23 protein-coding genes are annotated in these 26,186 nt (G+C 68.3%); 7 read left to right on the forward strand and 16 right to left on the reverse strand.

The features are described 5' to 3' along the window. The first annotated feature begins 33 nt into the window (after positions 1-33). Positions 34-963 (forward strand): LysR substrate-binding domain-containing protein, encoded by a 930-nt coding sequence (locus tag ABIC90_RS03070; RefSeq protein WP_354352558.1) that lies wholly within the window; start codon positions 34-36, stop codon positions 961-963. Here ABIC90_RS03070 and ABIC90_RS03075 read toward each other — a convergent pair. Both ABIC90_RS03075 and ABIC90_RS03080 read right to left on the reverse strand, forming a co-directional pair. Further along, positions 934-1,560 (reverse strand): 2-hydroxychromene-2-carboxylate isomerase, encoded by a 627-nt coding sequence (locus ABIC90_RS03075; RefSeq protein ID WP_354352559.1) that lies wholly within the window; start codon positions 1,558-1,560, stop codon positions 934-936. The two genes, ABIC90_RS03070 and ABIC90_RS03075, sit on opposite strands and share 30 nt — an antisense overlap. Further along, positions 1,557-2,390, reverse strand: a complete 834-nt coding sequence (locus ABIC90_RS03080) for a CmcJ/NvfI family oxidoreductase (RefSeq protein WP_354352560.1) — start codon at positions 2,388-2,390, stop codon at positions 1,557-1,559. The genes ABIC90_RS03075 and ABIC90_RS03080 overlap by 4 nt, the downstream gene beginning before the upstream one ends. 175 nt (positions 2,391-2,565) lie before the next feature. Between ABIC90_RS03080 and imuA the strand changes: the two genes are divergently transcribed. From imuA to ABIC90_RS03100, 4 genes are all read left to right on the forward strand, one after another. Next, complete coding sequence (gene imuA / locus ABIC90_RS03085) at positions 2,566-3,375, forward strand: translesion DNA synthesis-associated protein ImuA (RefSeq protein ID WP_354352561.1); 810 nt, start codon at positions 2,566-2,568, stop codon at positions 3,373-3,375. Beyond that, positions 3,344-4,711, forward strand: coding sequence for a Y-family DNA polymerase (locus tag ABIC90_RS03090; protein WP_354352562.1), 1,368 nt, complete (start codon positions 3,344-3,346; stop codon positions 4,709-4,711). Before imuA ends, ABIC90_RS03090 begins: the two co-directional genes overlap by 32 nt. Beyond that, positions 4,704-8,099, forward strand: a complete 3,396-nt coding sequence (locus tag ABIC90_RS03095) for an error-prone DNA polymerase (RefSeq protein ID WP_354352563.1) — start codon at positions 4,704-4,706, stop codon at positions 8,097-8,099. The genes ABIC90_RS03090 and ABIC90_RS03095 overlap by 8 nt, the downstream gene beginning before the upstream one ends. A gap of 79 nt (positions 8,100-8,178) precedes the next feature. Then, entirely contained in the window at positions 8,179-9,120 is a 942-nt protein-coding gene (locus tag ABIC90_RS03100; RefSeq protein ID WP_354352564.1) for a hypothetical protein, read from the forward strand. Between the two features lie 22 nt (positions 9,121-9,142). Here ABIC90_RS03100 and ABIC90_RS03105 read toward each other — a convergent pair whose 3' ends face one another. From ABIC90_RS03105 to ABIC90_RS03120, 4 genes are all read right to left on the reverse strand, one after another. Continuing rightward, positions 9,143-10,156 carry a phosphotransferase enzyme family protein gene (locus ABIC90_RS03105; protein ID WP_354352565.1) on the reverse strand — a complete coding sequence of 338 codons (1,014 nt, stop codon included), beginning with the start codon at positions 10,154-10,156 and terminating at the stop codon, positions 9,143-9,145. A gap of 78 nt (positions 10,157-10,234) precedes the next feature. Continuing rightward, positions 10,235-10,840 (reverse strand): RNA 2',3'-cyclic phosphodiesterase, encoded by a 606-nt coding sequence (gene thpR, locus ABIC90_RS03110; RefSeq protein WP_354352566.1) that lies wholly within the window; start codon positions 10,838-10,840, stop codon positions 10,235-10,237. Positions 10,841-10,876: 36 nt separating this feature from the next. Beyond that, positions 10,877-11,116 (reverse strand): hypothetical protein, encoded by a 240-nt coding sequence (locus ABIC90_RS03115; protein WP_354352567.1) that lies wholly within the window; start codon positions 11,114-11,116, stop codon positions 10,877-10,879. 78 nt (positions 11,117-11,194) lie between these two features. After that, entirely contained in the window at positions 11,195-12,475 is a 1,281-nt protein-coding gene (locus tag ABIC90_RS03120) for an SGNH/GDSL hydrolase family protein (protein ID WP_354352568.1), read from the reverse strand. A 105-nt stretch (positions 12,476-12,580) separates the two neighbouring features. On the opposite strand from ABIC90_RS03120, the gene ABIC90_RS03125 reads away from it, so the two are divergent. After that, positions 12,581-13,501: a LysR family transcriptional regulator gene (locus tag ABIC90_RS03125; protein ID WP_354352569.1), complete on the forward strand. Its 921-nt coding sequence runs from the start codon at positions 12,581-12,583 to the stop codon at positions 13,499-13,501. On the opposite strand, the gene ABIC90_RS03130 is transcribed toward ABIC90_RS03125, so the two are convergent. Continuing rightward, complete coding sequence (locus ABIC90_RS03130) at positions 13,477-15,705, reverse strand: DUF6351 family protein (protein WP_354352570.1); 2,229 nt, start codon at positions 15,703-15,705, stop codon at positions 13,477-13,479. The two genes, ABIC90_RS03125 and ABIC90_RS03130, sit on opposite strands and share 25 nt — an antisense overlap. 133 nt (positions 15,706-15,838) lie before the next feature. On the opposite strand from ABIC90_RS03130, the gene ABIC90_RS03135 reads away from it, so the two are divergent. After that, positions 15,839-16,555, forward strand: a complete 717-nt coding sequence (locus tag ABIC90_RS03135) for a Crp/Fnr family transcriptional regulator (protein ID WP_354352618.1) — start codon at positions 15,839-15,841, stop codon at positions 16,553-16,555. A gap of 7 nt (positions 16,556-16,562) precedes the next feature. Here the strand turns inward: ABIC90_RS03135 and ABIC90_RS03140 are convergent, their stop codons facing one another. The 9 genes from ABIC90_RS03140 to ABIC90_RS03180 all read right to left on the reverse strand — a co-directional run bounded on the left by ABIC90_RS03140 (position 16,563) and on the right by ABIC90_RS03180 (position 26,180). After that, complete coding sequence (locus tag ABIC90_RS03140) at positions 16,563-16,847, reverse strand: hypothetical protein (RefSeq protein ID WP_354352571.1); 285 nt, start codon at positions 16,845-16,847, stop codon at positions 16,563-16,565. 40 nt (positions 16,848-16,887) lie between these two features. After that, positions 16,888-17,925 carry a GDP-mannose 4,6-dehydratase gene (gene gmd / locus ABIC90_RS03145; RefSeq protein ID WP_354352572.1) on the reverse strand — a complete coding sequence of 346 codons (1,038 nt, stop codon included), beginning with the start codon at positions 17,923-17,925 and terminating at the stop codon, positions 16,888-16,890. A 31-nt stretch (positions 17,926-17,956) separates the two neighbouring features. After that, complete coding sequence (locus ABIC90_RS03150) at positions 17,957-19,465, reverse strand: mannose-1-phosphate guanylyltransferase/mannose-6-phosphate isomerase (RefSeq protein ID WP_354352573.1); 1,509 nt, start codon at positions 19,463-19,465, stop codon at positions 17,957-17,959. After that, positions 19,462-20,505: a sensor histidine kinase gene (locus ABIC90_RS03155; protein WP_354352574.1), complete on the reverse strand. Its 1,044-nt coding sequence runs from the start codon at positions 20,503-20,505 to the stop codon at positions 19,462-19,464. The genes ABIC90_RS03150 and ABIC90_RS03155 overlap by 4 nt, the downstream gene beginning before the upstream one ends. A gap of 53 nt (positions 20,506-20,558) precedes the next feature. After that, positions 20,559-21,338 carry a response regulator transcription factor gene (locus tag ABIC90_RS03160; RefSeq protein ID WP_354352575.1) on the reverse strand — a complete coding sequence of 260 codons (780 nt, stop codon included), beginning with the start codon at positions 21,336-21,338 and terminating at the stop codon, positions 20,559-20,561. 221 nt (positions 21,339-21,559) lie between these two features. Beyond that, entirely contained in the window at positions 21,560-22,624 is a 1,065-nt protein-coding gene (galE, locus tag ABIC90_RS03165; protein ID WP_354352576.1) for a UDP-glucose 4-epimerase GalE, read from the reverse strand. Beyond that, positions 22,621-23,955, reverse strand: coding sequence for a glycosyltransferase WbuB (locus ABIC90_RS03170; protein ID WP_354352577.1), 1,335 nt, complete (start codon positions 23,953-23,955; stop codon positions 22,621-22,623). The genes galE and ABIC90_RS03170 overlap by 4 nt, the downstream gene beginning before the upstream one ends. A 15-nt stretch (positions 23,956-23,970) precedes the next feature. Beyond that, a complete protein-coding gene (locus ABIC90_RS03175; protein WP_354352578.1) occupies positions 23,971-25,227 on the reverse strand; it encodes a polysaccharide biosynthesis protein in 1,257 nt (418 codons plus the stop codon). Beyond that, a complete protein-coding gene (locus ABIC90_RS03180) occupies positions 25,224-26,180 on the reverse strand; it encodes a hypothetical protein (RefSeq protein WP_354352579.1) in 957 nt (318 codons plus the stop codon). The genes ABIC90_RS03175 and ABIC90_RS03180 overlap by 4 nt, the downstream gene beginning before the upstream one ends. Between the last annotated feature and the right edge of the window lie 6 nt (positions 26,181-26,186).

Here is a 26,186-nt window from a genome sequence, read left to right on the forward strand (position 1 = left end):
AGATCAGAATTCGTCCTCATATTCACCATGGGAATGCCACTCTCGATCCTCCGACTGTCCTCGCTGGACCTGGTGCGGGGCTTCGTCGCGGTGGGGCGGCGCATGAGCATCTCGCTCGCGGCCGAGGACCTGTGCCTCACCCAATCGGCAGTCAGCAAACAGATTCATGCGCTCGAAGGGCAACTGGGCGTGAAGCTGCTGGTGCGCGGCCACCGTTCGATCTCTTTCACCGCCGAGGGCGAGCGGCTCTTTCGCAGCGCGGATGGCGCGGTGCAGCAACTGCAGGACGTGATGGGCGGCATCCGCCAGGCGGGCGAGCAGCGCCCCGTGACGCTCAGCGCCAGCATCGGCATGACGGGGCTCTGGCTGCTGCCGCGCCTCAGCCGGGTGCAGAAGCTGCTTCCGGGCGTGGACGTGCGCGTCTCGGCCAACAACCGGCTCGCCGACCTGCGCAACGAGGGCATTGACCTCGCGATCCGCTACACCACGCCCGCGCTGGCGCCGGCCGGGGCGCTGCGGCTCTTTGGGGAAACGGTGGCGCCCGTGGCGCATCCCTCGCTCGGGCGGAAGACGCTGCGCGCGGCCAAGGCCGTGTCGCGGCTGTGCCTGCTCGACTTCGACGATCCGCAGCATCCTTGGCTGCAGTGGAGCGGCTGGCTGGCCTCGGTCGGCTGGGCCGATGCGAAACCGCAGGCCGTGCTGCACTTCAACCAGTACGACCAGTTGATCCAGGCCGCGCTGGCCGGACAGGGCGTGGCGCTGGGGCGGCTCGAACTGATCCGGCCGCTGCTCGACGAAAAGCGCCTGGTGCGCGTGGATTCGCCGGCGCCAGCACAGGCCTCGGGGCATGCGTACTGGCTGATCCAGGCCGAAGACGAGCCGCGCGAAGAGGTGCACCATGTGGCGGCCTGGCTGCTGGCCGAGGCGCGGCAGTCACGCGATGCCGTGGATGCCGCTTCCTGAGCAGAAGGCCATCGCCTCGTCGAGGCGGTCGTTGCCCCAGAACATCTCGTCGCCGGCGAGGAAGGTGGGGGCGCCGAAGATGCCTTTCTCGACGGCGATTTCCGTCTGGCGCCGCAGCCGCGCCTTGTTCGCATCGGAAAGCGCCTCTTCGATGATCCGGTGCGCTGGAAGATCGAGTGCGGCCAACAGGTCGCGCATGGCCTGAGGCGAATCGATGTCGCGGTCTTCGGCGAAGTTCATCGACATCGTGCGTCGGCAGAACTCGCCCATCCAGGGCTGCGCCGCGCCGACGAGCGCGATGCGCAGCGGCAGCACGGCGCCCCTCGGAAACTGCGTGGGCCGCTGCCACGGCAGGCCGTACCGGCGGCACTGGCGGGCCATGTCCTTCCACGTGTAGTCGCCTTTTTCCTTCTGCAGCACGAAGGGTGACGACGCCCAGCCGAAGGATCGGAAGATCGGCCCGAGCAGAAAGGGCTGCCAGCGGATGCGGACGTGGCGGCGGGCCGCTTCGCCCTCGATGCGCATCATGCTGAGATAGCTGTAGTTGCTGCCGAAATCGAACCAGAAGTCGAGCACGGGAAGGGCGCGCGGCGTCATTCGAACACCACCAGGCAGCGGGCCTCGATGCTTTCGCGCAGTGGCGCGTCGGCGGGCGCATCGGGGTGGTCGAAGGCCGCGTGCGGCGTGTAGCGCGAGACGCCGCCCAGTTGCGAGTCGTACTGCTTGAAGACCAGCGCCTCGTGCCGGTCCATTGCCGAAAAGTAAGACCAGCAGTGCGCGGGCGAATGCGTGGCCAGGTAGATCTCGCCGGTGCGGCGCGGGTAGCGGACCTCGGCATTTACCAGGTCCTTCGCCATCACCGAGCGCGCATCGCAGACGGCCAGCGGCGTGTCAAGCACCGGCCCCTTGATCGAGCGCCAGATGTTGACGATGCAGTAACGCCTCACGGCCGCGGCTTCGTCGGGGTCGGTCAGCACCATGCCGAGCCGGCGGCGGCCGGAGTCTTCGGTGTAGTCGTTGTGGATGCGGCCATTGGCGGCCGCCTTGCCGTTGGTGGCGCGGCGGCCGAAGCTCAGCGCGGTGCGGTCGGCCTCGCGCTGGCGCACCAGGTGATCGAACACATGGGCCCGCGTGCCGCCCGTGACCGCGAGCGCCAGTTCGGCGACTTCGCGGTGGTAGATGGCGGTGACCTCGGCATTGTTGAGGAAATCTGAGACGGCCGTGGGCGCGTCGCGCAGCACGAAGCCTTCGCGCTCGATGTCGGTCGGCGTCGCGGCTGCGCGGGCATCCGCGATCGGCATGGGGCGCAACTCGTAGCTGCCGCTTTCCCAGGGCGTGCCGGGCGGCGGCGCAAAGGTGTAGCTGAAGGGGCGCAGCGCGGAAGGTTGCAGGTAGTTCAGGCCGGCGGTGACGGTGGGGTTGTTCATTCGGGGCTCCTTGGTCTTAAGGGGCATTGGAGCGAAAGCGCGGCGCCGGCTCAAACGACTTCTGCGCGCCTTGGCATGAGCCAAAGGAATATGAAAAGGCCTGCCGAGAAGAAAGCCTTCTTCCTTCTTGTGAGTCATGAAATACTGTATAAAAATACAGTGGACACCTCCGATCATGGGCCTCCCTTTCCTCGACTCCTTTTCCTCCGCCGCCGCCGGCCGTGGCGTCTGGCACGCCGACGAGCTCGGCCTGGCCGACGCGCAGGTCGCCGCCACCGGCCATGCCGCGCTCGACGCGCATCTGCCGGGCGGCGGCTGGCCGGTGGGCGCCATGACCGAGCTGCTGCAGCGCGCGCCCGAGGCGCATGTCTGGCGGCTGCTGTTGCCCGCGCTGGCGCAGGCGGTCCAGGGGCGCGGCGGGCCGGTGGTGCTGATCGGTGCGCCCTATGAGCCCTGCGGGCCGTCGCTTGGGGCGCAGGGCCTGCCGGTGGAGGCGCTGATGTGGGTGCGCAGCGATGCGCCGGCCGCCCGGCTGTGGGCCTGCGAGCAGGCGCTGCGCTGCGCGGACGTGGCCGCCGTGCTGGCCTGGTTGCCGCAGGCGCGGGTGGGCGAGCTGCGGCGGCTGCAGTTGGCCGCTGCGCAGCATGAGGTGCTGCTGTTCGTGTGCCGGCCCGAATCGGCCGCGCAAGGGGCTTCGCCCGCGCGGCTGCGCATTCAGGTGCAAAGCTGCGAGACGGATTCATCGCAGATCGAACTGCACATCCTCAAGCGCCGCGGCCCGCCGCTGGCGTCGCCGGTGATGCTGCCGGCCCGCAACGAGCGCATGACCGCGCTGCTGGCGGCTGCCCGGCTGCGGCGCAAGTTGCGGCTGCAGCAGCAGGGCACGGTGCCGGTTGGCGACACGGCAGCGTCCGCGACCGTGATCCGCATCGACGCGTGGAAAGGAGGCCCCCATGCACTGGATCGCATTGCGGTGGTCGCTTGAAGCCGACGCGCCCGACGCACCGCAACTGCCCACGCCCGAAGCCCTCGGCTGGTGGGCGCTGCAATACACGCCGCACGTCGCCTGGCAGGACGAGGCGCTGATGCTCGAAGTCTCCGCCTGCGAGCGCCTGTGGGGCGGCCGGCTGCAGCTGATGCGCCAACTGGTTGCCGCCAACCCCGCCCCCGATGTGCGCATGCTGGGTGCGCAGGGCGCCACGAGCCTTGTCGCGCTCGCACGCTTGCGTATGTTCGAGATCAATGAGCCACGGCCCAAGGATGTGCCGGCCGGCCTGCCGCTGGAAACGCTGACCGCCGCGCATCCCCATCTCGACCTGCTCGCCCGCCTGGGCTGCCGCACCTGGGGCGACGTGGCAGCCTTGCCGCGCGGCGGCCTTGCGCGGCGCTTCGGCGTGGGGCTGCGCGAGGCGCTCGATGCCGCCTGGGGCCTGCGCCCCGAGGGCCACAGCTGGCTCACGCTGCCCGATGTGTTCGAGCAGAAGCTGGAGCTGCCCGCGCTGGCCGAGACCGGACCCGAGTTGATGTGGTCGGCCAACCGCCTGCTCTCGGCGCTGCAGATCTGGCTGCGCGCCCGGCAGCGCGGCGCGCGCGCGCTCGAGCTGCAATGGACGCTCGATCTCAAGCGCTTCAACGGCGTGAACCTGCCGCCGCACCAGCAGGTCACGGTGCGCACGGCCGAGCCCACGCAGGACATGGCGCACCTGCGCCGCCTGCTGTCCGAAAAGCTCGCCCTCGCCACGCTTGCGGCGCCCGCCAGCTGGCTGCGGCTGCGCACGCTCGAAACCGATCCTTGGGCCGGCGCCAGCACCAGCTTCTTGCCCGAAGACAACCGCAAGGGCGACAAGCTGCACGAAATGGTCGAGCGGCTCAGCGTGCGGCTCGGGCCGCAGCAGGTGGTGGTGCCCTGCGCGCACGCCGACCACCGGCCCGAGCGCAAGCAGGCCTGGCAGCCCGCGCTGCAGAAGGACAAGGCACCGGGCAAGCTGCCCGAGAAGGCCCGCAAGGAAACCAAGGCCGCCCTGGCCGCGGCTTCGCAGCCCGATGCGGTCTACCCGCCGTGGCTGTTGCCCCAGCCCCTGCTGCTGGAGATGGACGGCGAGCGCCCCTGCTACCGCGGCCCGCTGAGCAAGCTGATCGGGCCGCAGCGCGTCGAGGCCGGCTGGTGGGGCGGCAAGGAAGAGGGCGGCCAGCCCGCGATGCGCGACTACTACGTCGCCGAAAGCCCCGAGGCGGGGCTGGTGTGGATCTTTCGCGAACGGCCCTCGGCGCGCTTTTCTTCGGGCGAGGTGCGCTGGTACCTGCAAGGCTTCTATGCCTGAACTGAGCGACAAGCAGGAACGCAAGCGCCAGCCGGCCAAGGTGCATGCGCTGCCGCGGCGCGACCGGACTCCGCAGGATTCGCCGGGCGCATCGGGTTCAGCGGGTCCATCGGGTCCAGGGGGCTTGCCCGGGTATGCCGAACTGCACTGCCTCACCAACTTCAGCTTCCAGCGCGGCGCGTCCACGCCCGAGGAGATGGTCGAGCGCGCCTACCAGTTGGGCTATGCGGCGCTGGCGATCACCGACGAGTGCTCGGTGGCGGGCATCGTGCGCGCGCATGTCGCCTTGCGCGACTTGCCGGCCAAGCTGGAGGAGTACGAGCGCGAGAACCCCGACGAACCCCCGATTCCGCGCAACCCCGGTTTCCGCCTGCTGTTCGGCAGCGAGTTCCGCTTCGAGCACTTCAGGCTCGTGGCAATCGCCAACGACACCGAGGGCTGGGGCAACCTCTGCGAGTTCATCACCGCCGCGCGCAACACCGAATTGCCCAAGGGCGAATACCGTGTGAGCTGGGACGGCAGCGACGTGGCTTCGCTGCAGCACTGCCAGCTTCTCTTCGTGCCGCATCGCCACCCGGGCGGCGCGATGGATGTCGCCACGCTGCATGAAGACCTGCTGGCCGCCAAGGCGCTGTATGGCGACAACCTCTGGCTGGCCGTGGAAATGCTCAACGAACTCGATGACGACCTGTGGTTCGTCACGTTGATGCAGGCGGGCGAGCAGGCCGGCGTGCCGTTGGTGGCGGCCGGCGACGTGCACATGCATGCGCGTTCATGCAAGCCGATGCACGACGTGCTCACGGCCGTGCGCGAAGGCAAGACCGTGGCCGAGTGCGGCTTTGCGCTGCAGTCGAATGCCGAGCGGCACTTGCGGCAGCGGGTGCGATTGGCGGAGCTTTACCTGCCCGGGATGCTGGCGAACACGCTGGTGGTGGCCGGGCGGTGCAGCTTCGATCCGAAGGTCATCCGGGAGAACTACAAGTACCCGCTGGAAATGCTGGGGAGCAACGAGACGGCAACGCAGACCTTGGCGCGCAAGACGTGGGAAGGCGCAGAGGAGCGCTACCCGAACGGCATTCCCGATGCGGTGCGTGCGCAGTTGCATAAAGAGCTGGACCTCATCCACGAGCTCGAATACGAGATGTTCTTCCTCACGGTGGAAGACATCGTGCGCTTCGCCAAGTCGAAAGAAATCCTCTGCCAGGGCCGCGGCTCCTCGGCCAATTCCGCCGTCTGCTATTGCCTGGGCATCACCGCGATCGACCCTGAAAAGGGCCATCTGCTGTTCGAGCGCTTCCTCAGCCGCCATCGCCACGAGCCGCCCGACATCGACGTCGACTTCGAGCACCAGCGGCGCGAAGAAGTCATCCAGTACATCTACGAGAAATACGGCCGCGAGCGCGCCGCCATCGCCGCCGTCGTCATCTGCTATCGCTCCCGCAGCGCGTTGCGCGACGTGGGCAAGGCCATCGGCATCGACGAGCGGCTGGTCGATGAATTCGCCAAGGACCACTACTGGTTCGACGATGCCGTGCTCGGCGAACAGCTGAACGCCGCCTGCGAACGCGCGGGCGTGAAGGAAGACCCGCTCAAGCTCGTGCAGTGGATCGAGATGACGCAGCGGCTCAAGGGCTTTCCGCGTCACCTGAGCCAGCACGTCGGCGGCTTCGTGCTGACGCACACCCGGCTCACGCGGCTGGTGCCGGTCGAGAAAGCGTCGATGAAAGACCGCTCCGTCATCCAGTGGGAAAAAGACGATCTCGAAGCCATGGGGATGCTCAAGGTCGACGTGCTCGCGCTCGGCATGCTCAGCGCGATTCGCCGCGGGCTGGACCACATGAATCGATGGCGCGGCTCGGCGGTGCGGATGCACCACATCCCCAACGACGACCCGAAGGTGTTCGACATGGTCTGCGACGCCGACACCGTCGGCGTGTTCCAGATCGAGAGCCGTGCGCAGATGTCGATGCTGCCGCGCCTGAAGCCGCGCACCTACGAAGACCTGGTGATCGAGGTCGCCATCGTGCGGCCGGGGCCCATCCAGGGCGGCATGGTGCATCCCTATCTCAAGCAGCGCGAGCGGGTGCGCAAGGGACTGCCGATCCTCTATGAAAAAGATGAACTGAAGCCCGCGCTGGAACGCACGCTGGGCATTCCGATCTTCCAGGAGCAGGTGATGCAGATCGCGATGATCGCCGCCAGGTTCACCGCCGACGAGGCCGATCAGCTGCGCCGCGCGATGGCGGCATGGAAGCGCAAGGGCGGGCTCGGCAAGTTCCACGACAAGCTGGTCAAGGGCATGACCGACAACGGCTACAAGGCCGAGTTCGCCGAAGCCATCTTCAAGCAGATCATGGGCTTCGGCGACTACGGCTTCCCCGAAAGCCACGCCGCGAGCTTCGCGCTGCTGGTCACCGTGAGCAGCTGGCTCAAGAACTACGAGCCCGCCTGCTTTCTCGCGGCGCTGCTCGACTCGCAACCCATGGGCTTCTACAGCCCCTCGCAACTGGTGCAGGACGCGCGCCGCCACGGCGTCGAGGTGCAGCCTGTCGATGTCACGCACAGCGATTTCGACACCACGCTCGAACCCCGCGCACCCGATGCGCCGCGCATGCCGCCGGGCACCGACGCGCGCTACGCCGATCGCCTGGGCAACGAGAACCAGCCCGCGGTGCGGCTCGGGCTGAACCGCATTTCGGGCCTCAGCAAAGAGGGCGTCGAACGCCTTCTGAAAGCCCGTGCGCAAGCGCCTTTCACCAGCACCGAAGACCTCGCCCTGCGCGCCGAGCTCGACGGCAAGGACATGGCCGCGCTCGCCGCCGCCGATGCGCTGATGTCGCTCTCGGGCCATCGCCGCCAGCAGGTGTGGGACGCCACCGCGCAGCACCGCTCGCCGGCGTTGCTCAAGGGCGTGCCGATCAACGAGCAGGTGCTGCTGTTGCCCGCCGCGCCCGAAGGCGAGGAGATCGTCGGCGACTACGCGGCGCTCGGCCTCACGCTGCGCCGCCATCCGCTGGCGCTGCTGCGCCCGCGCCTGGCGCGCATGAAGCTCATGAGCGCGGAAGAATTGCGCGCGCAGCCCACCGGCCGCACCGTGCGCGCCTGCGGCATCGTCAAGGGACGCCAGCGGCCCGGAACGGCCAACGGCACCATCTTCGTCACGCTGGAGGACGAGACCGGCAACGTCAATGTGATCGTCTGGAACCATGTCATCGACGCGTGGCGCGAGCCCTTGCTGAAGTCGCACCTGCTCGCGGTGCAGGGCACCTGGCAGCGCGACGACGACAGCGGCGGCAAGGTGCAGCACCTGGTCGCCACCGGCTTCAAGGACCTCACGCCGCTGATGGGCCGGCTCGCGCGGAGCAACACCAGCCGCGACTTCCATTGACCGGCGAGCGGCCGCGATGAATGCAACCGATCGTTCCACGCCTCGCGCCTTCCACGACTTTTCGCTAACCTGTTCCTCCATGTCCGCACTTGCCCTTGCCCCCATCGTCGCCGCGCCCATCGGCCCACCGCCGCCCGCGCCCGATGTGCCCAACCCGGTGATGCCGCCACCGCCGCCGCCGCCCGAGGGCGATCCGCCGCCGGCCTTGCCGCCTGTCACCGACCCCGGTTTTCCGCCGCCCGTGGTGGAGCCGCCGCCGATGCAGACGGCGGCTGGCGCGGTGGCCGCCAACGATGCCGTGCCCTTCGGCAAGCTGCATGCGCGGCGCCTGCGCGAGATCTACCGCTCGGCCGGCTGGCCCTGCTGCGACGGCATCGAGGTCGAGCTGCTGGCGGCCGGATTTCTGGAGCGCGTTCGCACGGCGCATGGTCATGAAACCCTTCGCGTGACCGACACCGGCATCGCCCGCATCGCGACCACGCTCACCCTCAACCGCGCGGCGCTCACACCGCACGAGGCGCTGGTCGAACGCGTTGCGCGCGAGATGACGCGCGGCGGTCGCATCGCATGGCGGGGCCTGGGCCTGCGCGCACGCCTCCCGCCGCTGGAGCCGCTCGAAGAGGGCGGCAAGCCGCGCTGGTGCATTGCGCGGCCCGATGTGTTTTCGATCCGCAACACCAGCGTCGAGGCCTATGCGCACCCCATCGTCCACGAGGTGAAGGTCAGCCGCGCCGACCTGCTGGGCGACCTGCGCAAACCCGACAAGCGCGCGGCGTATCTCGACCTGGGCGGCGAGTGCTGGTACGTGCTGGGCAACGACGCGCGCGGCCGCTGCATCGCCAAGCCCGAGGAGATTCCGCCTGAATGCGGTGTGCTGGTGCTCGAAGGCGAGCGCCTGGTGGTGGCCCGCGCCGCGGTGCACCGCGCCTTCGACCGCATTCCGTTCGCGGTCTGGCTGGCGCTGGCCAAGGCACAGCCGATTTCAGGTTTTGAAGACGATGTGCAGGACCTGCTGATCTAGCTAGCTAGCGGATCAGCCCGGATCAGGTGACGGCTTCGTAGCTCCGGTGCGCGATGGCGACGACGTCGTCGGGCTTGAACTGGCTGGCCATCTGGCGCATGGCTTCTTCGCGGTCTTCGGCGCTTGCTGACGCATCGAAGACCTGGTCGCTGAATTCGAGAATGTCGCGAACGATGCGCTCGTGGCGGTAGTAGGCGAGGGCGACGGGGTCGATGTCGGTGGCGCCGTAGCCCTGGTAGAACGGCGTCTCTTCCTGCGGCTGGTTCCAGACGTGGCCCACGCCGCCGCCGATGAACATCAGGTCGCGCTCCTTCGGCGCGAGCATCAAGGTGTCCCAGTCGACGATGGCGATCTGCCCGTCGTTGCCGACGAGCACATTGCCCGCGTGAATGTCGGCGTGGCACAAGACCTGTGGCAACGCCTTCTCCAGCAGGATCGATGCGAGCTGCTCGCTGCGGTAGACGAGGGTCTCGATCTCCTCGTCGTGCGCGCCCCAGAAGGCATGAAACCGTTGGACGATGGCATCGCCCACGAAGCCGTTGATGAAGCGGCGCTGGTAGCGCCTGACGCCTTCGCGCCATTGGTGCGCGTAGCTTTCCTTGGGGACGCCTGCGAGCAGTTCGGGCGGCAACTCGGTGCGATGAATGATGCCCAGCGCTGCGCCGAGGGCCGTCCATTGCGCGGCGGTGAGGGCACGCTCGAATCCGTTCCGGCCTTCAAAGAAGGGATAGAGCATCCACTCGAAGCCGTGGCGCTGCACGCTGAGCTGATGGTCCGTTGTCGGCAGGGGTGCCATCACTGCGGCGATGCCCTTGTCGCGATGGAGAAAGGCTGGCACCGCAACGGCCGACTTCTCGAAATCGCCGCTGCGCAGCTTCAGGAAGTACGCCGTGCCGTCGTTCGCCTGCACGCGGAACACAGCGGAATGGACGTCTGCACCCAGTGGGAGAAATTCGATGCGTGTCGCTTGAAGGCCGTAGGTTTCGGCGAGGCACGCTTGAATGGCGTCGTGGGTGATATCGGGTGGTGTCAGCATGCGGCGGTGATGGCGTTCGTTCGATGGGCGCCGAAAATTGTCTCACCCGATAAGGCCACGAAAGCTGACTGCCCCGTGTCAGACGCCGTCTTTTTTGTCTTCTCTGCCGGCCTCGAAAGTGGCCAGCACCTGGTGCTCCACGGGATGCGAAGTGAACGAGCGCACCAGCACGAATTTCCTCACACGCCACGGGATCGGCGGCAGGCTCATCGGATAGGCCGCGCCCTCGGTCCGCCGGGCGATGGTGATGTGCGGCGTGAATGTCGGCGTTTCAGTGACGATGCCTGCCTTCTGCACCGCGCGGCCGATGCCGGCATGCAAGGTGCGCAAGGCGCTGTGCTCGGCGGGCTGCAGCACAGCGATGTCGTTGCGCCATGTACGTGAGCTGTCCAGCACGAGGTCCATGGGTTGCACACGAACCTGGGCGAGCGCTTCGCGCAGGCGTTTCTCCACGGCCCTGGGCTGGTCGCCGAAGCAGTGGAGCGTCAGGTGCAGTCGCGGGCTGCGAGGAAAGTAGTGGCCCCTTGGCCAGATCCAATCCTTTCGGTGTTCTTCGATCGCCGCTTGCACGTCGGGCTCGGGAAACAGCGCGATGAGAAGGTGCCGTTGCCTCTCGAAAGAAGGGGCGTCCCAGTCGGGCTCCGGCTCGTCCGGAAGATGGTCGCCACGCTTGAAGTCGTCCATTGCAGTTCTCCTGGAGAAAGAAGGATGAAAGGCGGTTCAGCTCTCCGACGGCCACCAATGCTCGGCCGTTGTCCGGATGACGCGCGCCGCCTGAACGCGGACGTCATCCTTCGCATCGATGTCGTCGTGGCCCTGCTCGCGGCCCACGCGGAAGGGCCAGGTCGAGATGCGGCCTGTGCGCTGGCGAGGTTGCAGCGGCTGCACTGCATGCAGCCGGGAGAAAAAGGGAATCTGCGCTGCCGGCGCGGAGGGCGCCGGCGGATTGGCGGTGGTCATGGAGTCGCCTCGAATGTTGCTCTAGGAGACGATCTATTCTAGAGAAAAGACTGTATTTATGTACAGTATATTTGCGGCCTATCGAGGGTGGCCGAGCAGGGCGTCGAGGTCGATCGCGGCCGCCATCGCCTTGTAGCCCGCATCGCCCGGATGCAGGTGGTCGCCCGAATCCATCGCCGCCTTCAGGCGGATCGGGCGGGCGGGGTCGCGCAGCAGGGCGTCGAAATCGACCACCGCATCGAAGGCGCCGCTTTCGCGGATCCAGCGGTTCACGGCCTGGCGCACCTTGTCTTTTTCGGGCGAGTGGTGGCCTTCGAGGCCGGTGCCTTCCAGCGCGCGCTCGTTGGGCGTGAGCGTGCCGGCCACGATGCGCACGTTGTGGGCGTGGGCCATCTCGATCAGCTGGCGGAACCCCTGAATCAGTTCTTCCGCGCGCATCGCCGGCTCCTGCGGCGCGAAAGGCCCGCCAGGCCAGCCGATGTCGTTGGTGCCCAGCAGCACGATCACCGCGCGCACGCCAGGCTGCGCGAACACGTCGCGGCCTGCGCGTTCGAGCCCGGCGCGGCCCATGCCGTCTTTCAGCAGCCGGCCGCCCGAGATGCCGGCGTTCAACACACCCACGCCTCGCTCCGCCAGGCGCTCGGCCAGCGCATCGGGCCAGCGGGTGTCGGCGCCGGGCGTCGAGCCGTTGCCGTCGGTGATCGAATCGCCCAGCGCGACGACGGTGACTGGCGGCTTGGGGGTTTCGACGACCAACCCGCTCACATAGACACGGGTGCCCCACTGCGATGCGGCGGCCGGCAGCGCGAGGGCGCCGGTCAGGTCGCCGTCGGCAAGGTACGCGGTTTCGCGCGCATCGAAATGAAAACCCGCGGGCTGGCTGGGCCTGGGCAGGTAGAGCGACACCGCGACTTCGCTGAGCGCCGGCAGCGCCAGGTCCACCGGGTCGCTGACCAGCCGCGCACCGGGCGGCACGGTCACCTCGGCCTGCCCACCGAAGCGCAGCGCGCGATCCGTGCCTTCGACGATGGCCGAGCCTTTGCCATGGCGCGCCACGCGGGCCGCACCGATGTACAGCGGCGTCGTGCCGCCTTCGTTGCTGATCACCACGCGCAGCCTTGCACCGCCGATGCTCAGGCGCGCGACCTGGCGGATCGTCTGCTTGTTGAACTGGAAAGGCAGTCCGCTGGTCAGCACGAAGTCGCCGCCCCAGATCGGCTGGACGCTGGCCATCCAGCTGGGGCTCCAGTACGCGGTTGCGGGTGGCGCGGTCTGGGCCACCGATGCGGCGGCAATGCCGGCGAGGGTCAGTGCCGCACCGCAGTGCTTGAGGATCGATCCGAAGGTCGATGCATTCATGTTCCTGTCCTTGAAAGTGAAGCGAGGCCTTCACTTTCTTCCATGCCGATGCAGATGGGTAGCTGGCAAGATCGCATCCACCACATTCCATATTCGAATACATCCATGGACACCCTTCGTGCACTCTCGGCCTTCGTTCATAGCGTGGAATCGGGCAGCCTCTCGGGCGCGGCCCGCGCGCTGGACACCACGCAGCCCACCGTCAGCAAGCTGGTCGCGGGCCTGGAGCGTTCGCTGGGCGTGCGCCTGCTGCGCCGCGCAGCCACGGGCCTGAGCCTCACCGAGGAAGGCCAGCGCTTTCACGAGCGCGCCCGCCGCGTGCTGGAGGACTACGGCGATGCGGTGGCCGACGCGCGCGAGCAGGTGCAGCAGCCGCAGGGCCTGTTGCGCGTGAGCGCGCCGGTCACCATGGGGCAGCGGCACCTCAATGCGATGGCGGTGGAGTTTCTGCGGCTGTACCCCGACATCGAACTCGAGCTGGTGCTCGACGACCGCTTCGTCGATCCGCGCGAAGAGCGCATCGATGTGTCGCTGCGCGTGGGCGGCACGCTGCCGCCCGATCTGGTTGCGAAGCACCTGGGCACCTGGCCGCGCGTGCTCGTCGCGTCGCCGGACTACCTAGCCTCACGCGGCAAGCCGCGCAAGCCGCAGGACCTCGTCGCGCACGACTACATCCGCTACGCAGCAGGCGACGACGACGGCGTGCTGCTGCAAGGTCCGGAAGGCACGGTGACCGTGCCGGTGCGTAGCCGCTACCGGGTGAACAACGCGGTGGCCATGCGCGATGCCGTGCTCGGCGGCGCCGGCATTTCGCTGCAACCTACATGGATGGTGGCCGACCATCTGGCCGATGGCCGCCTGGTGCGCGTGCTCGCGCGCCACACGGGGCCGGCGCAGGAAGTGCACCTTCTCTACGCCCCGCGCCGCCACCAGCCGCTGCGCGTGCGCGTGCTGGTGGACTTTCTGGCAGAGCGCGTGGCGCAACTGCCAGGGGCCAATCGTCAGCTGAGCGGCAGGCGCAAATAGGTGCCGCGCAGCGGCTCCTGGCCGGCGCCCGGCTTGCTCCAGTCGCACACGCCGTTCGGAAAGATCGTCTGCAGCCGCGCGAGGTCGGCGCCGGCGATGGTCACCGCATAGTCCGCGGCGTTGACGGGCTTCCGCTGGCACTTGAGCACGTCGTTCACCATCGGCGAGCCGGCCTGCAGGCGCGGCGTGGTGAAGCGCGGGTACACCACGTTGCAGCTGGCTGCCGGGTCCATCGATGCGGGTTCGTCGATGCGCGTGCCGGTCTTGTTCCAGCATGCGTCGTTGGCACCGGCGGGCTTGTTGCGCACCACCTTGTCGATCGAGGCAGGCGCGGGGTCGGCCGCCATGTTGTCCAGCCACTTGTTCATCAGGTCGATCGAGGCGGACATGTAGTCGACGCCCGAAGTGCCGCCCAGCGTCCAGATGATCTGGTTGTCGCTGCGTCCGTTGGCGCGCTCCAGGCGGGCCCGGATGATCAGGTCCTGCGTGGTGTCGTGGATGTCGCCCACCGCATCGGCATTGCCGCGCTGCGTGATGATCGGGATGTTCGCCAGGCCCGGACCCCTGAAGCTGTTCTTGAAGCCCCCGGCATAGGTGAGCTTGAGCGCATCGGGGTCGGCTTCGGAGCGCGCGGCCTGCGGGTTGCCGTCGCCGTCGAAGCCGCCGATCTTCTCGTTCAGGTCGAGGAACTCCTTCACCGAGATGTCGCCGCTGTTCAGCGCCGCCAGGCCGTACTGCAGGCCGACGTTGTCCAGCGGACGGCGCGCCTCCTGCGTGCCGGGGCGCTTGCCCAAGAGGTTCACGTTGGTCTGGAACAGGTCGCAGCGGATGCCGGTGGGGTTGGTCGCCCGGTTGAAGACGTTCGCCACGTTGGCCGGCTCGGTCAGGCCGCAACCGGGCGCGTTGTCCGACTTGATGATGCTGGCGAATGCGAAGTCCCACGACACGCAGGTGTTGGTGTTGAAGCCGTTCACCGCGTTCTGCTTGGCCGTGGTCCACGCCGCGTCCAGCTTGTAGACGTTGTTGAGCAGCCGGCACTCCATCACCTCGGGCATCAGCGTCTCGGGGAAGGACACGATGGGCTGGATGCCGTCCAGCAGCCCCGGATAGAGCTGCGCGATCAGGTACTGCTGGATGGCGCCGCCCGAGCCGCCGAAGCCGACGGTCCACTTGGGCACCTCGCCGAATTCCTCGATGACGTGCTCCTTCATCATCATCAGCGTCTCGCCCTGCAGGTGCGGGTTGGCGTGCTGGTTGTTCCAGAGCTCGGTCGAATTCATGAACGCGAAGCCGCGCGAGAGCTGGAAGTCCAGCAGCACCGTGTCGATGGCGTGCACGCCCTGGTTGTATTGCGCCGAGCCGCAGCAATCGAAGTAGGCGACCAGCTTCCTGTTCCAGCCGGGGCCGGGCTTCCACACGGCCGGCGAATCCTTGGCCGGGTTGTCGAGCACCGCGAGGCGGTACACGCCGCGGTTGATGGTGCCCGACTCCACGCGCACGATGTAGGGCACCGTGTTGCCGTCGTTGGTGGTGGTGGTCACCAGGTCGGCCGGGCGCGGGCCGGTGGGGTCGGCCAGCGGCTTGAAGGTGTTGACGTTGGTCCGGTAGAACCACGCCACCTGCGTGGTGGCCGAGCAGTTGGCGTCCAGCGGGGCGCCCAGGCCGTTCTGCACGGTGCGGCATTCGTACGGCGAGATGTGCGGACCCGAAAGGATCGGCCCTGTGATGGGGTAGTTGACCAGCCGGGTCTCGGTGCGCTGCGCGGCCACATCGGCGTTGCTCACCACCAGCGTGTTGACGCTGCCGGTGGTGCTGGCCGCATCGGTCGTGAGCCCGGTGACCAGGCCGCGCAGCGTGCGGGTTGTGGGGTTGACCGCCGGCACCTGCGAGGTCACGTCCTTGCCGTTGAGGCTTACGCGCACCTTGTCCAGCGGCACGCCCACGGGCGCGGTGATCTCGAGCAGCGTGTCGCCGCCGCTGATCATGTCGGGCGCGGAGGACAGCGTCTTCACCTGGAAAGCCGCCGGTGTCTGCGTGGGCGGCGGCGGGTTCGCGCCGGGAATGAACGAGAACCCGGAGCCGCCGCCCGACCCTCCGCCGCAGCCCGCGACCAGCAGGGCGCTGGCGAGTGCGAGCGCGGGCGAGATGCGCAGCCGGGGCCACGGAAAAACCCGCTTGTGCGAGCGGCCAGGTGTAGCGAGCATGGATGTCTCCTTCTGTTATGTGTTCGGGAAGATTAAGGATGGACGTTCCAGGCTGCGGTCGTCGCGACGACACATGAGGCGCCAATCGCTAGAGGTAATCCCTGATTCCGCGCGAGCCCAGCCGGTGCAGGCAATGGACGACATGGTGCGGCGTTCGCTATGGGCCGCGGGCCTGTCGCATGCCGACCTGGAGCATGTGCTGGGCAGCATGCAGGAGCGCCACTTCGCGCGCGGCGCCTGCATCGCGCGGGCAGGCCAACTGGTGGAGCACTGGATGGGGCTGATCGACGGCTTCGCCAAGATGTCGGTGGCCTCCGAGGACGGGCGGGTGTCCACGCTCACCGGTGTGTCGACGGGCGTCTGGTTCGGCGAGGGTTCGCTCTTCAAGCACGAGGACCGGCGCTACGACGTGTTCGCGCTGCGGCCCACGCGCGTTGCGCTGATGCCGCGCCGCACCTTCGAATGGCTGCGCGGCACCAGCGTGCCCTTCAATCACTACCTGCAGAACCTGCTCAATGCGCGCTTGAGTCTTTTCATCGGGGCGCTGGCGCATGAACGGCTGCTGGACACCGATGCGCGCGTCGCCCATTGCCTGGCGAGTCTTTTCAACCCCGACCTGTACCCCGATGCGCCGCGGTTCCTCGAGGTGGGGCAGGTGGAAATCGGATTGCTGGCGAACGTGTCGCGCCAGCGCGTGAACGTGGCGCTGCAGCGCCTGCAGGCGCTGCAATTGATTCGCCTTGAAAAGCGCGGGCTGACGGTGCTGGACCTGTGCGGGCTGGTCAACTACAAGGCCCGCGAAGCAAGGGACGGCACCGGCGACGGCACACCGCCCATCCGCTGCGCCTGATGCGCGCTTACTCCACGCGCACTTCGAAGTACGCCTCGTCGGCTTCGCCCAGCGCGCGAAAGCCCGCGGTCTTGGCCGCTTCGTAGGCCTTGGCCCAGCTGGCGGCCAGGGCGATCTCGTCCTTGGCGAGTTCGTCGGCGCTGGATTCGCTGGCGTTCTCGAACGCCTTCAGCGCGGGCTCGACGTTGTCGCCCAGCAGCTTGTCGAGTTCGCGGCGAAAGCGCGATTCGGCGGTGGCAATGACGTCGGCGGGGGCGTCGGGGAAATCGATCAGGTTCACGGTGTAGCTCATGCGCGGCATGCTACGTGAATGCCGTGAATCCCCGGCGCACTCAGAACGAATGGCCTTCGCTGCTGCGCCGCAGGTCTGCCTCGACCATCATCGTGCACAGCTGCTCCAGGCTGGTCCGGGGCTCCCAGTCCAGCTTTTCCCTGGCGTACGACGCATCCCCGATGAGCAGCTCCACCTCGGCGGGCCTGTAGAACTTGGGGTTGATCTTCACCAGCACCTTGCCGGTCCGGCTGTCGACCGCCACCTCGTCCTGCGCCGTGCCTTCGAAGCGCAGTGCATAGCCCGCGGCCTTGAACGCCATCTCGACGAACTCCCGCACGGTTTCCGTGCGGTTGGTGGCCAGCACGTAGTTGTCGGGCTTTTCGGCCTGCAGCATGCGCCACATGCCGTCCACGTATTCCTTGGCATAGCCCCAGTCGCGCTTGGCGTCCAGGTTGCCCAGCGCGAGCACATCGAGCTTGCCCAGCTTGATCTTCGCCACCGCATCGGTGATCTTGCGCGTGACGAATTCGCGGCCGCGCAGCGGGCTCTCGTGGTTGAAGAGGATGCCGCTGCAACCGAAGATGCCGTAGCTCTCGCGGTAGTTCATCGTCATCCAGTGCGCGAAGAGCTTGGCCACGCCGTAGGGGCTGCGCGGGTAGAAGGGCGTGTCTTCCTTCTGCGGAATGGCCTGCACGTTGCCGAACATCTCCGAGGTCGATGCCTGGTAGAACTTGATGCCGCGGTTCGTCAGGCGAATCGCTTCGAGCAGGTGCAGCGCGCCCATGCCGGTGATCTGCGCCGTGGCTTCGGGCTGGTTGAAGCTCACGCCCACGAAGCTCTGCGCCGCCAGGTTGTAGACCTCGTCGGGCTCGGCATCGCGGATCAGCGTGAGCGAGCTGCCCAGGTCGGTGAGGTCGTACTCCACCAGATGCAGGTCGGGGTGGTCCTGGATGCCCAGCGCCTCGATGCGCCAGAAGTTCACCGAACTGGTCCGGCGGTAGGTTCCGTAGACGGTGTATCCCTTGGCCAGCAGCAGCTCGGCCAGGTAGGCCCCGTCCTGTCCGGTGATGCCTGTGACGACGGCGCGTTTTTTCATGGGTTCGTTCGGGTGAAGAAATGAAGAGGGCTCAGGCCGGCGCGCCGGCGGTGAGCGCAACGGGAGGCTGGGGCACCGGCTGCACCGACGACGCCCAGGCGGGCACCTCGGGCACGTCCAGCACCTCCACCGCCGCGCAGCGGCCGTAGGTGTCGTCGAAGCGCACGATGTCGTCCTCGCCCAGGTAGCTCCCGGTCTGCACCTCGATCACTTCCAACATCGTTTTGCCGGGGTTCTCCAGCCGGTGGATGGCACCGCAGGGCAGGTAGATCGACTCGTTCTCCCGCACCAGCTGCACCGCGCCGCCGCAGGTGGCCTTGGCCGTGCCCCGGACCACGATCCAGTGCTCGGCGCGGTGGTGGTGCATCTGCAGCGACAGCTTGCAGCCGGGCTTGACGGTCAGGTGCTTCACCTGGAAGCGCTCGCCGTTGTCCACGCTGTCGTAGGCGCCCCAGGGCCGCACCACGCGGCGATGCTCGGTGGCCTCGGCCGTCCCTTCGCGCGCCAGCATGCGCACCACCTCGGCCACCTGTTCGGCGCAGTCCGCGCCCGCCACCAGCACCGCGTCGGGCGTGTCCACGATGATGAGGTCCTCGGTGCCCAGCGCCACCACCGGCCGGTGCGGCGCATGGACGAAGGTGTTGCGCGAATTCAGCACGCGCCCCTGGCCGCTCAGGCGGTTGCCCGCGTCGTCGGCCGCGTGCAACTGGGCCACCGCGTTCCAGCTGCCCACGTCGCTCCAGGTGCCCTCGAAGCGGACCACCGCGACATCGGCGTGCTTTTCGAGCACCGCGTAGTCGATGCTGTCGCTCGGGCAGGCCTCGAAGGCTTCGCGGTCCAGCCTGAGGAAGCTGCCGTCCGTGGTCACGCCGGCGGCCGCGCGTTCGCAGGCGGCCAGGATGTCGGGCGCATGCGTGCGCAGCGCCGCGAGCAGCGTGCGCGCCCGGACCAGAAAGATGCCCGCGTTCCAGCAGTAGTTGCCCTGCAGGATGAGTGTCTGCGCCACCGCCGCGGTGGGCTTTTCGACAAAGCGCGCCACCGCGTGGCTCGCGCCATGGCCCGTGGCCCCGGCCGACTCGATGTATCCGTAGGCCGTGCTCGGAAAACTGGGCGCCACGCCGAAGGTGACGATCCTGCCCGCCAGCGCCGCCTCGATGCCGCTGCGCATGGTGGCCGCGAACAGCGCCGCATCGGGAATGTGATGGTCGGCGGGCGCGAACAGCAGCAGATCGTCGGGCTCGGCCAGCAGGGCGGCGGCGGCCATGGCGGCGGCGGTGTTGCGCGGCGTGGGCTCCAGGATCTGCCGACCCTGCACCTGTGCGTTGTCCATCGCTTCGCGCACCAGGAAGCGATGGTCTTCCGATGCGATGCAGGTGATGGTGCGGTTCAGGCCCGACAGCCGTTCCAGCGTCAGTTGCAGCAGGCTCTTGCTGCCGATCAGCGGCGCGAACTGCTTGGGCAGCGCCTTGCGCGACAGCGGCCAAAGCCGCGTGCCGCTGCCGCCGCACAGGATCACGGGATGAATGGTGGGAGCGTTCATGTCGACCAGCCTTTGTGCAGGGGGTTGGAGAGCGATGCGGGGTGCGGCAGCTCGACCGCGCGGTCGGTCTGCGGCAGGGTCAGGCCGACCCGCAGGCCGCCCGTCGAAAGGTTCGCGATGCGGATGCCCGCGCCGATGGCTTCGGCGCGCGCCTGCATGTTGCGCAGGCCCCGGCCCCAGGTGCGCGGTGCTTCGCTGCCCACCGATTCGGGCAGGCCCCAGCCGTCGTCGCTCACCTCCAGCACCATGCGCGCGTTGCCGCGGCCGGGCGCAAGCCGCAGCTGCACGCGGCGCGCGCCGGAATGGCGCAGCGCATTGGCCAGCGCTTCCTGCACGATCTTGCAGAGCTCGCGGTGCATCGGGCCGTCGTCGGGCGTTCCGCCGTCCGGGTCATCCGCCTCCGGCAGCTCGGTCACATCCCATTGAAGTTCGATGCCCGAGCGCCTGAAGGCCGGCTCGAAGCGGTAGCGCAGGTTGCCGAGCATCTCGCCCAGCGACATGCGCTCGCCGCTCAGGCCGTCCACGGTCATCTGCAGCTCGAGCAGGCAGTCCTGCAGGCCGCGCGCGATCTCCGTGTTGGTGTGGTTGCGCACCGGAATGCTGGCCAGCAGCATCACCAGGCGCGAAGCCACGCCGTCGTGCAGGTCGCGCGAGATCCGCTGGCGCTCGGCGAGCGCGGCCGAGAGGGCATCGGGCGCAGGCGCCTGTGCGTTGTCAGGCTGCGCCGCCGCGGGGCGTGCCGGCGTGCGGGCCGCCGCCATCAGCGCGATCAGCGTGACCACGTTGATCGACTGCAGCGCGATCAGCGCAAGCGGCAGTTCCTCGGCCGGGGCGTGATCGGTGAAAAACCTCAGCAGCAGCGCACCGACGGTGGGCGCCGCCTGGATCACCACCGCCAGCAGCATCCAGCGCGTGAGGCTGCCGCCGCGCAGGCCGCCCAGCCGCCAGTTCAACATCAGCAGCGCCCAGGCCACGAAGGACAGCCAGAAGCGCTCGTCGCTCCACATCCGGAGGATGGCGTCGTATGCATCGATTGGCATGGTTTTTCCCTGTTCGTTCATGCACGAAAGACAAGAGCGCGGATTGCCGGCGCTCAGATCAGCCCGCTGTGGACCGCGTAGTTCACCGCCTGCGCGCGCGAATGCACGTGCAGCTTCTTGTAGATGCTCTTGATGTGCACGTTGACCGTCTGCCCGGTGATGCCCAGCCGAGCGCCGATCTCGGCAGACACATGGCCGCAGGCCACGAAGCGCAGGATCTCGCGCTCGCGCGGCGTCAGCGTGGCCTCGCGCGAAGAAGAAGGCGCGGCCAGCGGTGCGCTGCTCGCGGCCGGCGCATTCTGAGCAATGTGATGGTGATTGCCGTTGTGGTTGAGCCGCTGCAGCAGCCGCCGCGCGACCCGGGGCGTGATGGCGGCGCCGCCGTTCACCACCTGCAGCACCGCCTCGGCAAAGCTCTGCAGCCAGGCGTTCTTCAGCAGGTAGCCCGTGGCGCCCAGCTCGAAGGCGCGCAGCACATGCGCGTCGTCCTCCAGCGCCGAGATCACGATGATCTCGCCGTTGCTGTGGTGCCGGCGCGCTTCGTCGATCAGCTCGAAACCCATGCCGTCGCTCAGGCGCAGGTCGACCATGAGCACGTCGAACTCGTGCGTGGCCAAAAGCTTGCGGCCCTCGCGGATGCTGTCGGCCTGGCCTTCCAGCTGGATGCGCATGTCCGACAGCAGCTCCTGCGCGATCACCCGGCGCACGAACTCGTCGTCGTCGATCAGCAGCACCCGCACCGGCGCCGTTTCCTGGCCCGTCAGGAAGTCGGGCCAGGGCATCGGGGAGGGCGTGCAGACACCGGCCGGGTAGCCCGAGCGACGCTCGGCCATCACGCCGGAGGGTTTCTCCGTAGAAGAGTGGAGCGACTTGTCAAGCATTTTGGACAGCCCAGGTTGGAATTTTTTTGAACATTCGGTTTTAGCAACAAAAGGTCAACAAATGTTTACGATTTGAGAGGATTAGCGCTTTAGACCACTCGGCGTTTGGCGTACCCCGTTGGGTGTAGGACTACAAAAGTACTCTTTGTAATCGAAAGTCGTTTTCTTTCCGGTCATGTCGAGGCGCTCACAAAGCCGGCCGGAAGCGCCGGATCGGGGTCGTCGAAGCCGCGCGGATTGCCCAGCTGCCAGCGCCAGCTGTCGGCGCACATCTGGTCCAGGCCGCGGCGGGCATGCCAGCCCAGGCGGTCGCGGGCATGCTGCACATCCGCCCAGTAGGCCGGCGCATCGCCGGGCCGGCGCGGGCCGACGCGCCATGCGACGGTGCGGCCGGAGGCGCGCTCGAACGCCGAGATCACCTCCAGCACCGACGCGCCCCGGCCCGTGCCCAGGTTCACCGTGAGCAGGCCGCGGTGGGTGGTGGCATGCCGCAGGGCCGCCACATGGCCCTCGGCCACGTCCATCACATGCACGTAGTCGCGCACGCCGGTGCCGTCGGGCGTCTCGTAGTCGTCGCCGTGCACCACCACATGGCAGCGTTCGCCCGCCGCCACCTGCGACACATAGGGCAGCAGGTTGTCGGGCGGTCCGTGCGGGAGTTCGCCCAGCAGGCCGCTCTCGTGCGCGCCGATCGGGTTGAAGAAGCGCAGGCAGGCAATGCCCCAGCGCCCGTCGGCCCGGGCCAGGTCCGCGAGCAGGCGCTCCACCATCACCTTGGTGCGGCCGTAGGGGTTGACCGCGGCATAGGGCGCGCTTTCGCGGATGGGCGAGCGCTGGGTGCTGCCGTACACCGTGGCCGAGGACGAGAAGATCAGCGTGCGCACCCCGGCGCGCTCCATGGCGCGCACCAGCGCCAGGCTGCCCGCCACGTTCACGTCGTAGTAGCCGATCGGGTCGCTCACCGACTGGCCGACCGCCTTGAGCCCCGCCAGGTGCAGCACCGCGTCGAAGCCGTGCTCGGCGAAGGCGCGGTCCAGCGCCACCGCGTCGCGCACGTCGCCGCGCACCAGCGGCGGCTCCACCCCGGTGATGCGCGCCACGCGTTGCAGCGAGCGCGGGTCGCTGTTGACCAGCGTGTCCATCACCACCGGCCGCAAACCCGCCGCGATCAACGCCACGCAGACGTGGCTGCCGATGAAGCCCGCGCCGCCCGTCACCAGAATCTTCGGCGCGCTCATGCCTTGGACTCCACGGAAGCCTGTGGCTCCAGGGAGGGACTTGGCGCTTGCGTGCCGACGCCGGCGCCAGTAACGCAGCGCAGCAGTTCCTGCTCGAAGCGCGAGAGGATGGCGTTCTGGTCCAGCTCCGCCTTCGCGAATGCGCGGCCCGCCGCGCCCAGTGCCGCGCGCACGGTGGGCGCCAGCGCCAGCTCCTCGATGGCCCCGGCCAGCGCCTCCGCGTCGCCGGGCGGCACCAGCAGGCCGCGGCCCGACACCGCGCGGGCCAGTTCGGTGCCGGGGTGCGCCGTGGCCACCACGGCCTTGCCGCTTGCGAGCATGCCGGCCAGCTTCGAGGGCATTACCAGGTCGGCGGCATCGGCGCGCTGCGGCAGCACGTGGATGTCGGCCATGCCCAGCAGTTCGTTGAGCCGCTCCATCGGCTGCAGGTCGAGAAAGTGCACGTTGGACAGCCGGACGCAGGCGGCCATCAACGATTCGCGGCTCGGCCCGTTGCCGCAGATGACGAAGTGGATGTCCCGCGCATAGACCAGCAGGCGCGCCGCCTCGGCCAGCAGCTCGATGCCCTGCTTGCTGCCCAGGCTCCCTGAATAGAGCACCACCAGGGCGTTGTCCGGAAGGCCGAGCTCGGCGCGGTAGCCGCCGTTGCCGGCCGGGGCTGCCGCCGGGTTGGAGGGGTTCGTTGGGCTCGCCGGCTCCACCGGATGGATCGCCGACACGTCCACCCAGTTCGGAAACATCACCAGCCGGCTCTCGTCCACGCCCTTGCCGCGGGCCATGTCGAGCATGGCCGTCGAGATGGTCGACACCCGGTCGAAGCGGCTGAACAGCCAGCGCTCGGCCGCGAGGGCCATGCGCCGCGCGCGCGCCCCGCGCAGCCAGCCCAGGCTGAAGGCGGCATCGATCTCGTAGTCGTGAATGTGCAGCCACGACTTGCTGCCCACCACCTTGGAGAAGAGCAGCGCCGCGGGCGTGCAGAACAGCGGCGGCTCCACCACGAACACCACGTCCGGCCGCCAGCGCAGCTGCGTCAGCAGCAGCGGCATGCTCGACAGCATGAAAGAGAACAGGTGCGCCATGCGCGACACCCCCCGGGGCCGCGCGGGCACCCAGGTGGGCGCACGCCAGACCTTGACGCCGTGGTGTTCGCTCTTGCGCCAGGCCCAGGCCGAATACCCCTGAAACACCTTCCAGTGCGGGAACGAGGGCGGCGCGGCAATCACGCGCACCTCATGGCCGCGGGCCGCCAGCCACTCGGCCATCTCGCCGGAGTACTTGCCGATGCCCGTGACCTCGGGCGTGAAGTTCATCGAATACATGAGAATTTTCACGGGGTGACCCTTCAGTCAATGAGCCGGACGCAGCAGGCGAACGAGCGGAAAGAAGCCGAACTGCGCGCGCATGCGCAGCTCGTACAGCAGCAGTTCGGAGAAGAACGCAATGAAGAACACGTAGTGCGGCTTGCCCGGAAAGAGCAGCATCACCACGCCGTAGGCGGCCATCCGCAGCACCACCTCCAGCAGCGCCCAGCGCCCCAGCGAGCCCATCGAGGTGTTGAGCGACAGCAGGATCTCGTGGTGGACCGTGTAGGTGCGCAGAAGGAAGTAGGGCGCGATGCACACGAAGATGTCGCGCGCCTGCTCGCCCACCTTGAGCAGCGGCGCCGCAACCGCCAGCAGCGCCGCCAGCGCCGCAAAGAGCACGCAGCCCAGCAGGAACGCATGCCGCGCCAGGCGCAGCTTCTCGGTGCCGAAGTTGCTTGCGTTGGCGTCCAGCATCGCCGGCGTCTTGGTGACCAGGAAGGCCTGCACGAACTGCGAGGGCGCTTCGGCCAGCAGAAAGGCCAGCTTGAATGCGCCCACGTAGCCGAGCGGCATGAAGAGCGCCACGATCAAGAGGTCCGACTTGCGCAGCAAAAAGCTCAGCAGCGCATACACCGTCGCGCTGGCCTGCGCGCCCAGTTCGAGCACGGGCTTTCCGCGCGGCGGCGCCACGCCGCTGGCCGGCAGGGCAATCGCCGCGCCCACCATCGCGAAGGCCAGCAGGTTGATGACCAGCAGGTGCACCACGCCGATCTCGAAGCCCAGCGACGCGAGCGCCGCCACGCCCAGCACCAGCAGCGTGGAGCGAAGGCCGGACTCCAGGTTGAGCAGGCCCGCATGGCCCAGCCCCCGGCTGTACGACAGGCGCAGGCTGTTGAACGCAAAGACCGCCAGCGTCACCGCGATCAGCGCGAGCGGCAGGCCGATCACCGGCAGGCGCTGCGCCGCGATGATGGCGGCGGCGAGCCCCACCGCCAGCGGCAGGCCGATGGCCAGCGTGCGCGCCAGGTCGCCCCGGGTCACGCCCGGCGGCACGCGCGCGGCATTGCGCGAGAACAGCAGCGAGCTCCCCAGCGTGCCCACCACCAGCGCCACTTCCAGCACCGACTGGTAGATCGAGTACTCGCCGAAGCGCGCCGGCGCGACCTGGGCCGCCAGCAGAAAGATCGCCAGAAAGCCCGACAGGTACACATACAGCCGCGACGCGAGCGCCCCCAGCCCCAGGCGCTGCGCCAAGCCGGCACCGGGCAGGACGAGGCGCATGGCGATCGGCTGCTTCATGGCGCTTTCCGGTCGGCCGGGACCTTGGCCGAGGGCACGCCCGCCAGGCGAAGGCCGTCCATGAGGCGGCGTGTGCGCGAAGCGATGCCGTGCGCGTTGTTCCTGGCCCTGCGCGCCATCCGCAGCGCCCAGGTCAGCGCCGCCATCGTGCGCACCCGGCCGTGCAGCGCATGCGGCATCGCCATCTTGGCGGCGCCCTGGAAGTGCAGCGCCAGCACGCGCACCGCGTCGCCCCCGGCCGTCTGCAGGCAGGGCTGGCCGTCGATGAACGCAAGGCGCTTGGCACCGCCCCGAACGCGAAACTCGCCAGGCAGGTGGTTGGTGCCGCCGTTGATGTTGTGGTCGATCACCCGGCCGTCGAACACCCGGTTGATCGGCGCGGTGTTGCCCGAGGCCTCGGCCCACAGGTAGAGCAGCGTCATGTCCGAGACACCGCCGCGCATGTTGCGCAACGCAAAGCGCTCGGCAATCTCGCGCAGCCGCGCCACGCCCGCGGGCGTGGTGTAGGTCTCGATCACGCAGGCCACGAAATCCCGCAGGCCCGCCGCCGTCCAGTAGCTCACATGCGGCGAGATCTCACAGGGGTTCCAGCCGTCGGTCGGGCGGATGAAGGAACCCGAGAAGTCGGCTTTGCCCACCAGCCGCGCAATGTGCGCGCCGGCGCCGCGAAACAGCAGCACGTCGCTGTCGATGAGCACGAATTCGCTGCACTCGGGGTTCGCCGCCAGGTAGTCGGCCAGGAGGAAGTAGCGCCGAAAGCAGATCTTCTCGAACGCCGGCGTGTTGCTCGACAGGTGCACGTACGCCTTGCGGAAGTGCTCGTAGGCGTAGCCGGTGTCGGTGCCGGCCAGCACCACCAGGTTTTCCTGCGCCCGCGCGGCGGCCTCGCGGCACTGCAGCAGCGTCTTGTTCTGGCGGTCTTCGACAACGATGAAGGCGAGGGCTTGGGTCATGGTGTG

The organism is Variovorax boronicumulans (assembly GCF_040544675.1).
Lineage (GTDB): Bacteria > Pseudomonadota > Gammaproteobacteria > Burkholderiales > Burkholderiaceae_C > Variovorax > Variovorax boronicumulans_D.

What these genes read in the sequence shown, in the direction of transcription:
- gmd (WP_354352572.1), bottom strand. Translation starts at nt 17,925, where the DNA reads ATGAAAAAACGCGCCGTCGTCACAGGCATCACCGGACAGGACGGGGCC.
- ABIC90_RS03115 (WP_354352567.1), bottom strand. Translation starts at nt 11,116, where the DNA reads ATGACCACCGCCAATCCGCCGGCGCCCTCCGCGCCGGCAGCGCAGATT.
- ABIC90_RS03175 (WP_354352578.1), bottom strand. Translation starts at nt 25,227, where the DNA reads ATGAAGCAGCCGATCGCCATGCGCCTCGTCCTGCCCGGTGCCGGCTTG.
- ABIC90_RS03160 (WP_354352575.1), bottom strand. Translation starts at nt 21,338, where the DNA reads ATGGCCGAGCGTCGCTCGGGCTACCCGGCCGGTGTCTGCACGCCCTCC.
- thpR (WP_354352566.1), bottom strand. Translation starts at nt 10,840, where the DNA reads ATGGACGACTTCAAGCGTGGCGACCATCTTCCGGACGAGCCGGAGCCC.
- ABIC90_RS03080 (WP_354352560.1), bottom strand. Translation starts at nt 2,390, where the DNA reads ATGAACAACCCCACCGTCACCGCCGGCCTGAACTACCTGCAACCTTCC.
- ABIC90_RS03140 (WP_354352571.1), bottom strand. Translation starts at nt 16,847, where the DNA reads ATGAGCTACACCGTGAACCTGATCGATTTCCCCGACGCCCCCGCCGAC.
- ABIC90_RS03095 (WP_354352563.1), top strand. Translation starts at nt 4,704, where the DNA reads ATGCCTGAACTGAGCGACAAGCAGGAACGCAAGCGCCAGCCGGCCAAG.
- ABIC90_RS03135 (WP_354352618.1), top strand. Translation starts at nt 15,839, where the DNA reads ATGGACGACATGGTGCGGCGTTCGCTATGGGCCGCGGGCCTGTCGCAT.
- ABIC90_RS03120 (WP_354352568.1), bottom strand. Translation starts at nt 12,475, where the DNA reads ATGAATGCATCGACCTTCGGATCGATCCTCAAGCACTGCGGTGCGGCA.
- ABIC90_RS03090 (WP_354352562.1), top strand. Translation starts at nt 3,344, where the DNA reads ATGCACTGGATCGCATTGCGGTGGTCGCTTGAAGCCGACGCGCCCGAC.
- ABIC90_RS03150 (WP_354352573.1), bottom strand. Translation starts at nt 19,465, where the DNA reads ATGAACGCTCCCACCATTCATCCCGTGATCCTGTGCGGCGGCAGCGGC.
- ABIC90_RS03130 (WP_354352570.1), bottom strand. Translation starts at nt 15,705, where the DNA reads ATGCTCGCTACACCTGGCCGCTCGCACAAGCGGGTTTTTCCGTGGCCC.
- imuA (WP_354352561.1), top strand. Translation starts at nt 2,566, where the DNA reads ATGGGCCTCCCTTTCCTCGACTCCTTTTCCTCCGCCGCCGCCGGCCGT.
- ABIC90_RS03155 (WP_354352574.1), bottom strand. Translation starts at nt 20,505, where the DNA reads ATGCCAATCGATGCATACGACGCCATCCTCCGGATGTGGAGCGACGAG.
- ABIC90_RS03105 (WP_354352565.1), bottom strand. Translation starts at nt 10,156, where the DNA reads ATGCTGACACCACCCGATATCACCCACGACGCCATTCAAGCGTGCCTC.
- ABIC90_RS03075 (WP_354352559.1), bottom strand. Translation starts at nt 1,560, where the DNA reads ATGACGCCGCGCGCCCTTCCCGTGCTCGACTTCTGGTTCGATTTCGGC.
- galE (WP_354352576.1), bottom strand. Translation starts at nt 22,624, where the DNA reads ATGAGCGCGCCGAAGATTCTGGTGACGGGCGGCGCGGGCTTCATCGGC.
- ABIC90_RS03180 (WP_354352579.1), bottom strand. Translation starts at nt 26,180, where the DNA reads ATGACCCAAGCCCTCGCCTTCATCGTTGTCGAAGACCGCCAGAACAAG.
- ABIC90_RS03100 (WP_354352564.1), top strand. Translation starts at nt 8,179, where the DNA reads ATGTCCGCACTTGCCCTTGCCCCCATCGTCGCCGCGCCCATCGGCCCA.
- ABIC90_RS03125 (WP_354352569.1), top strand. Translation starts at nt 12,581, where the DNA reads ATGGACACCCTTCGTGCACTCTCGGCCTTCGTTCATAGCGTGGAATCG.
- ABIC90_RS03070 (WP_354352558.1), top strand. Translation starts at nt 34, where the DNA reads ATGCCACTCTCGATCCTCCGACTGTCCTCGCTGGACCTGGTGCGGGGC.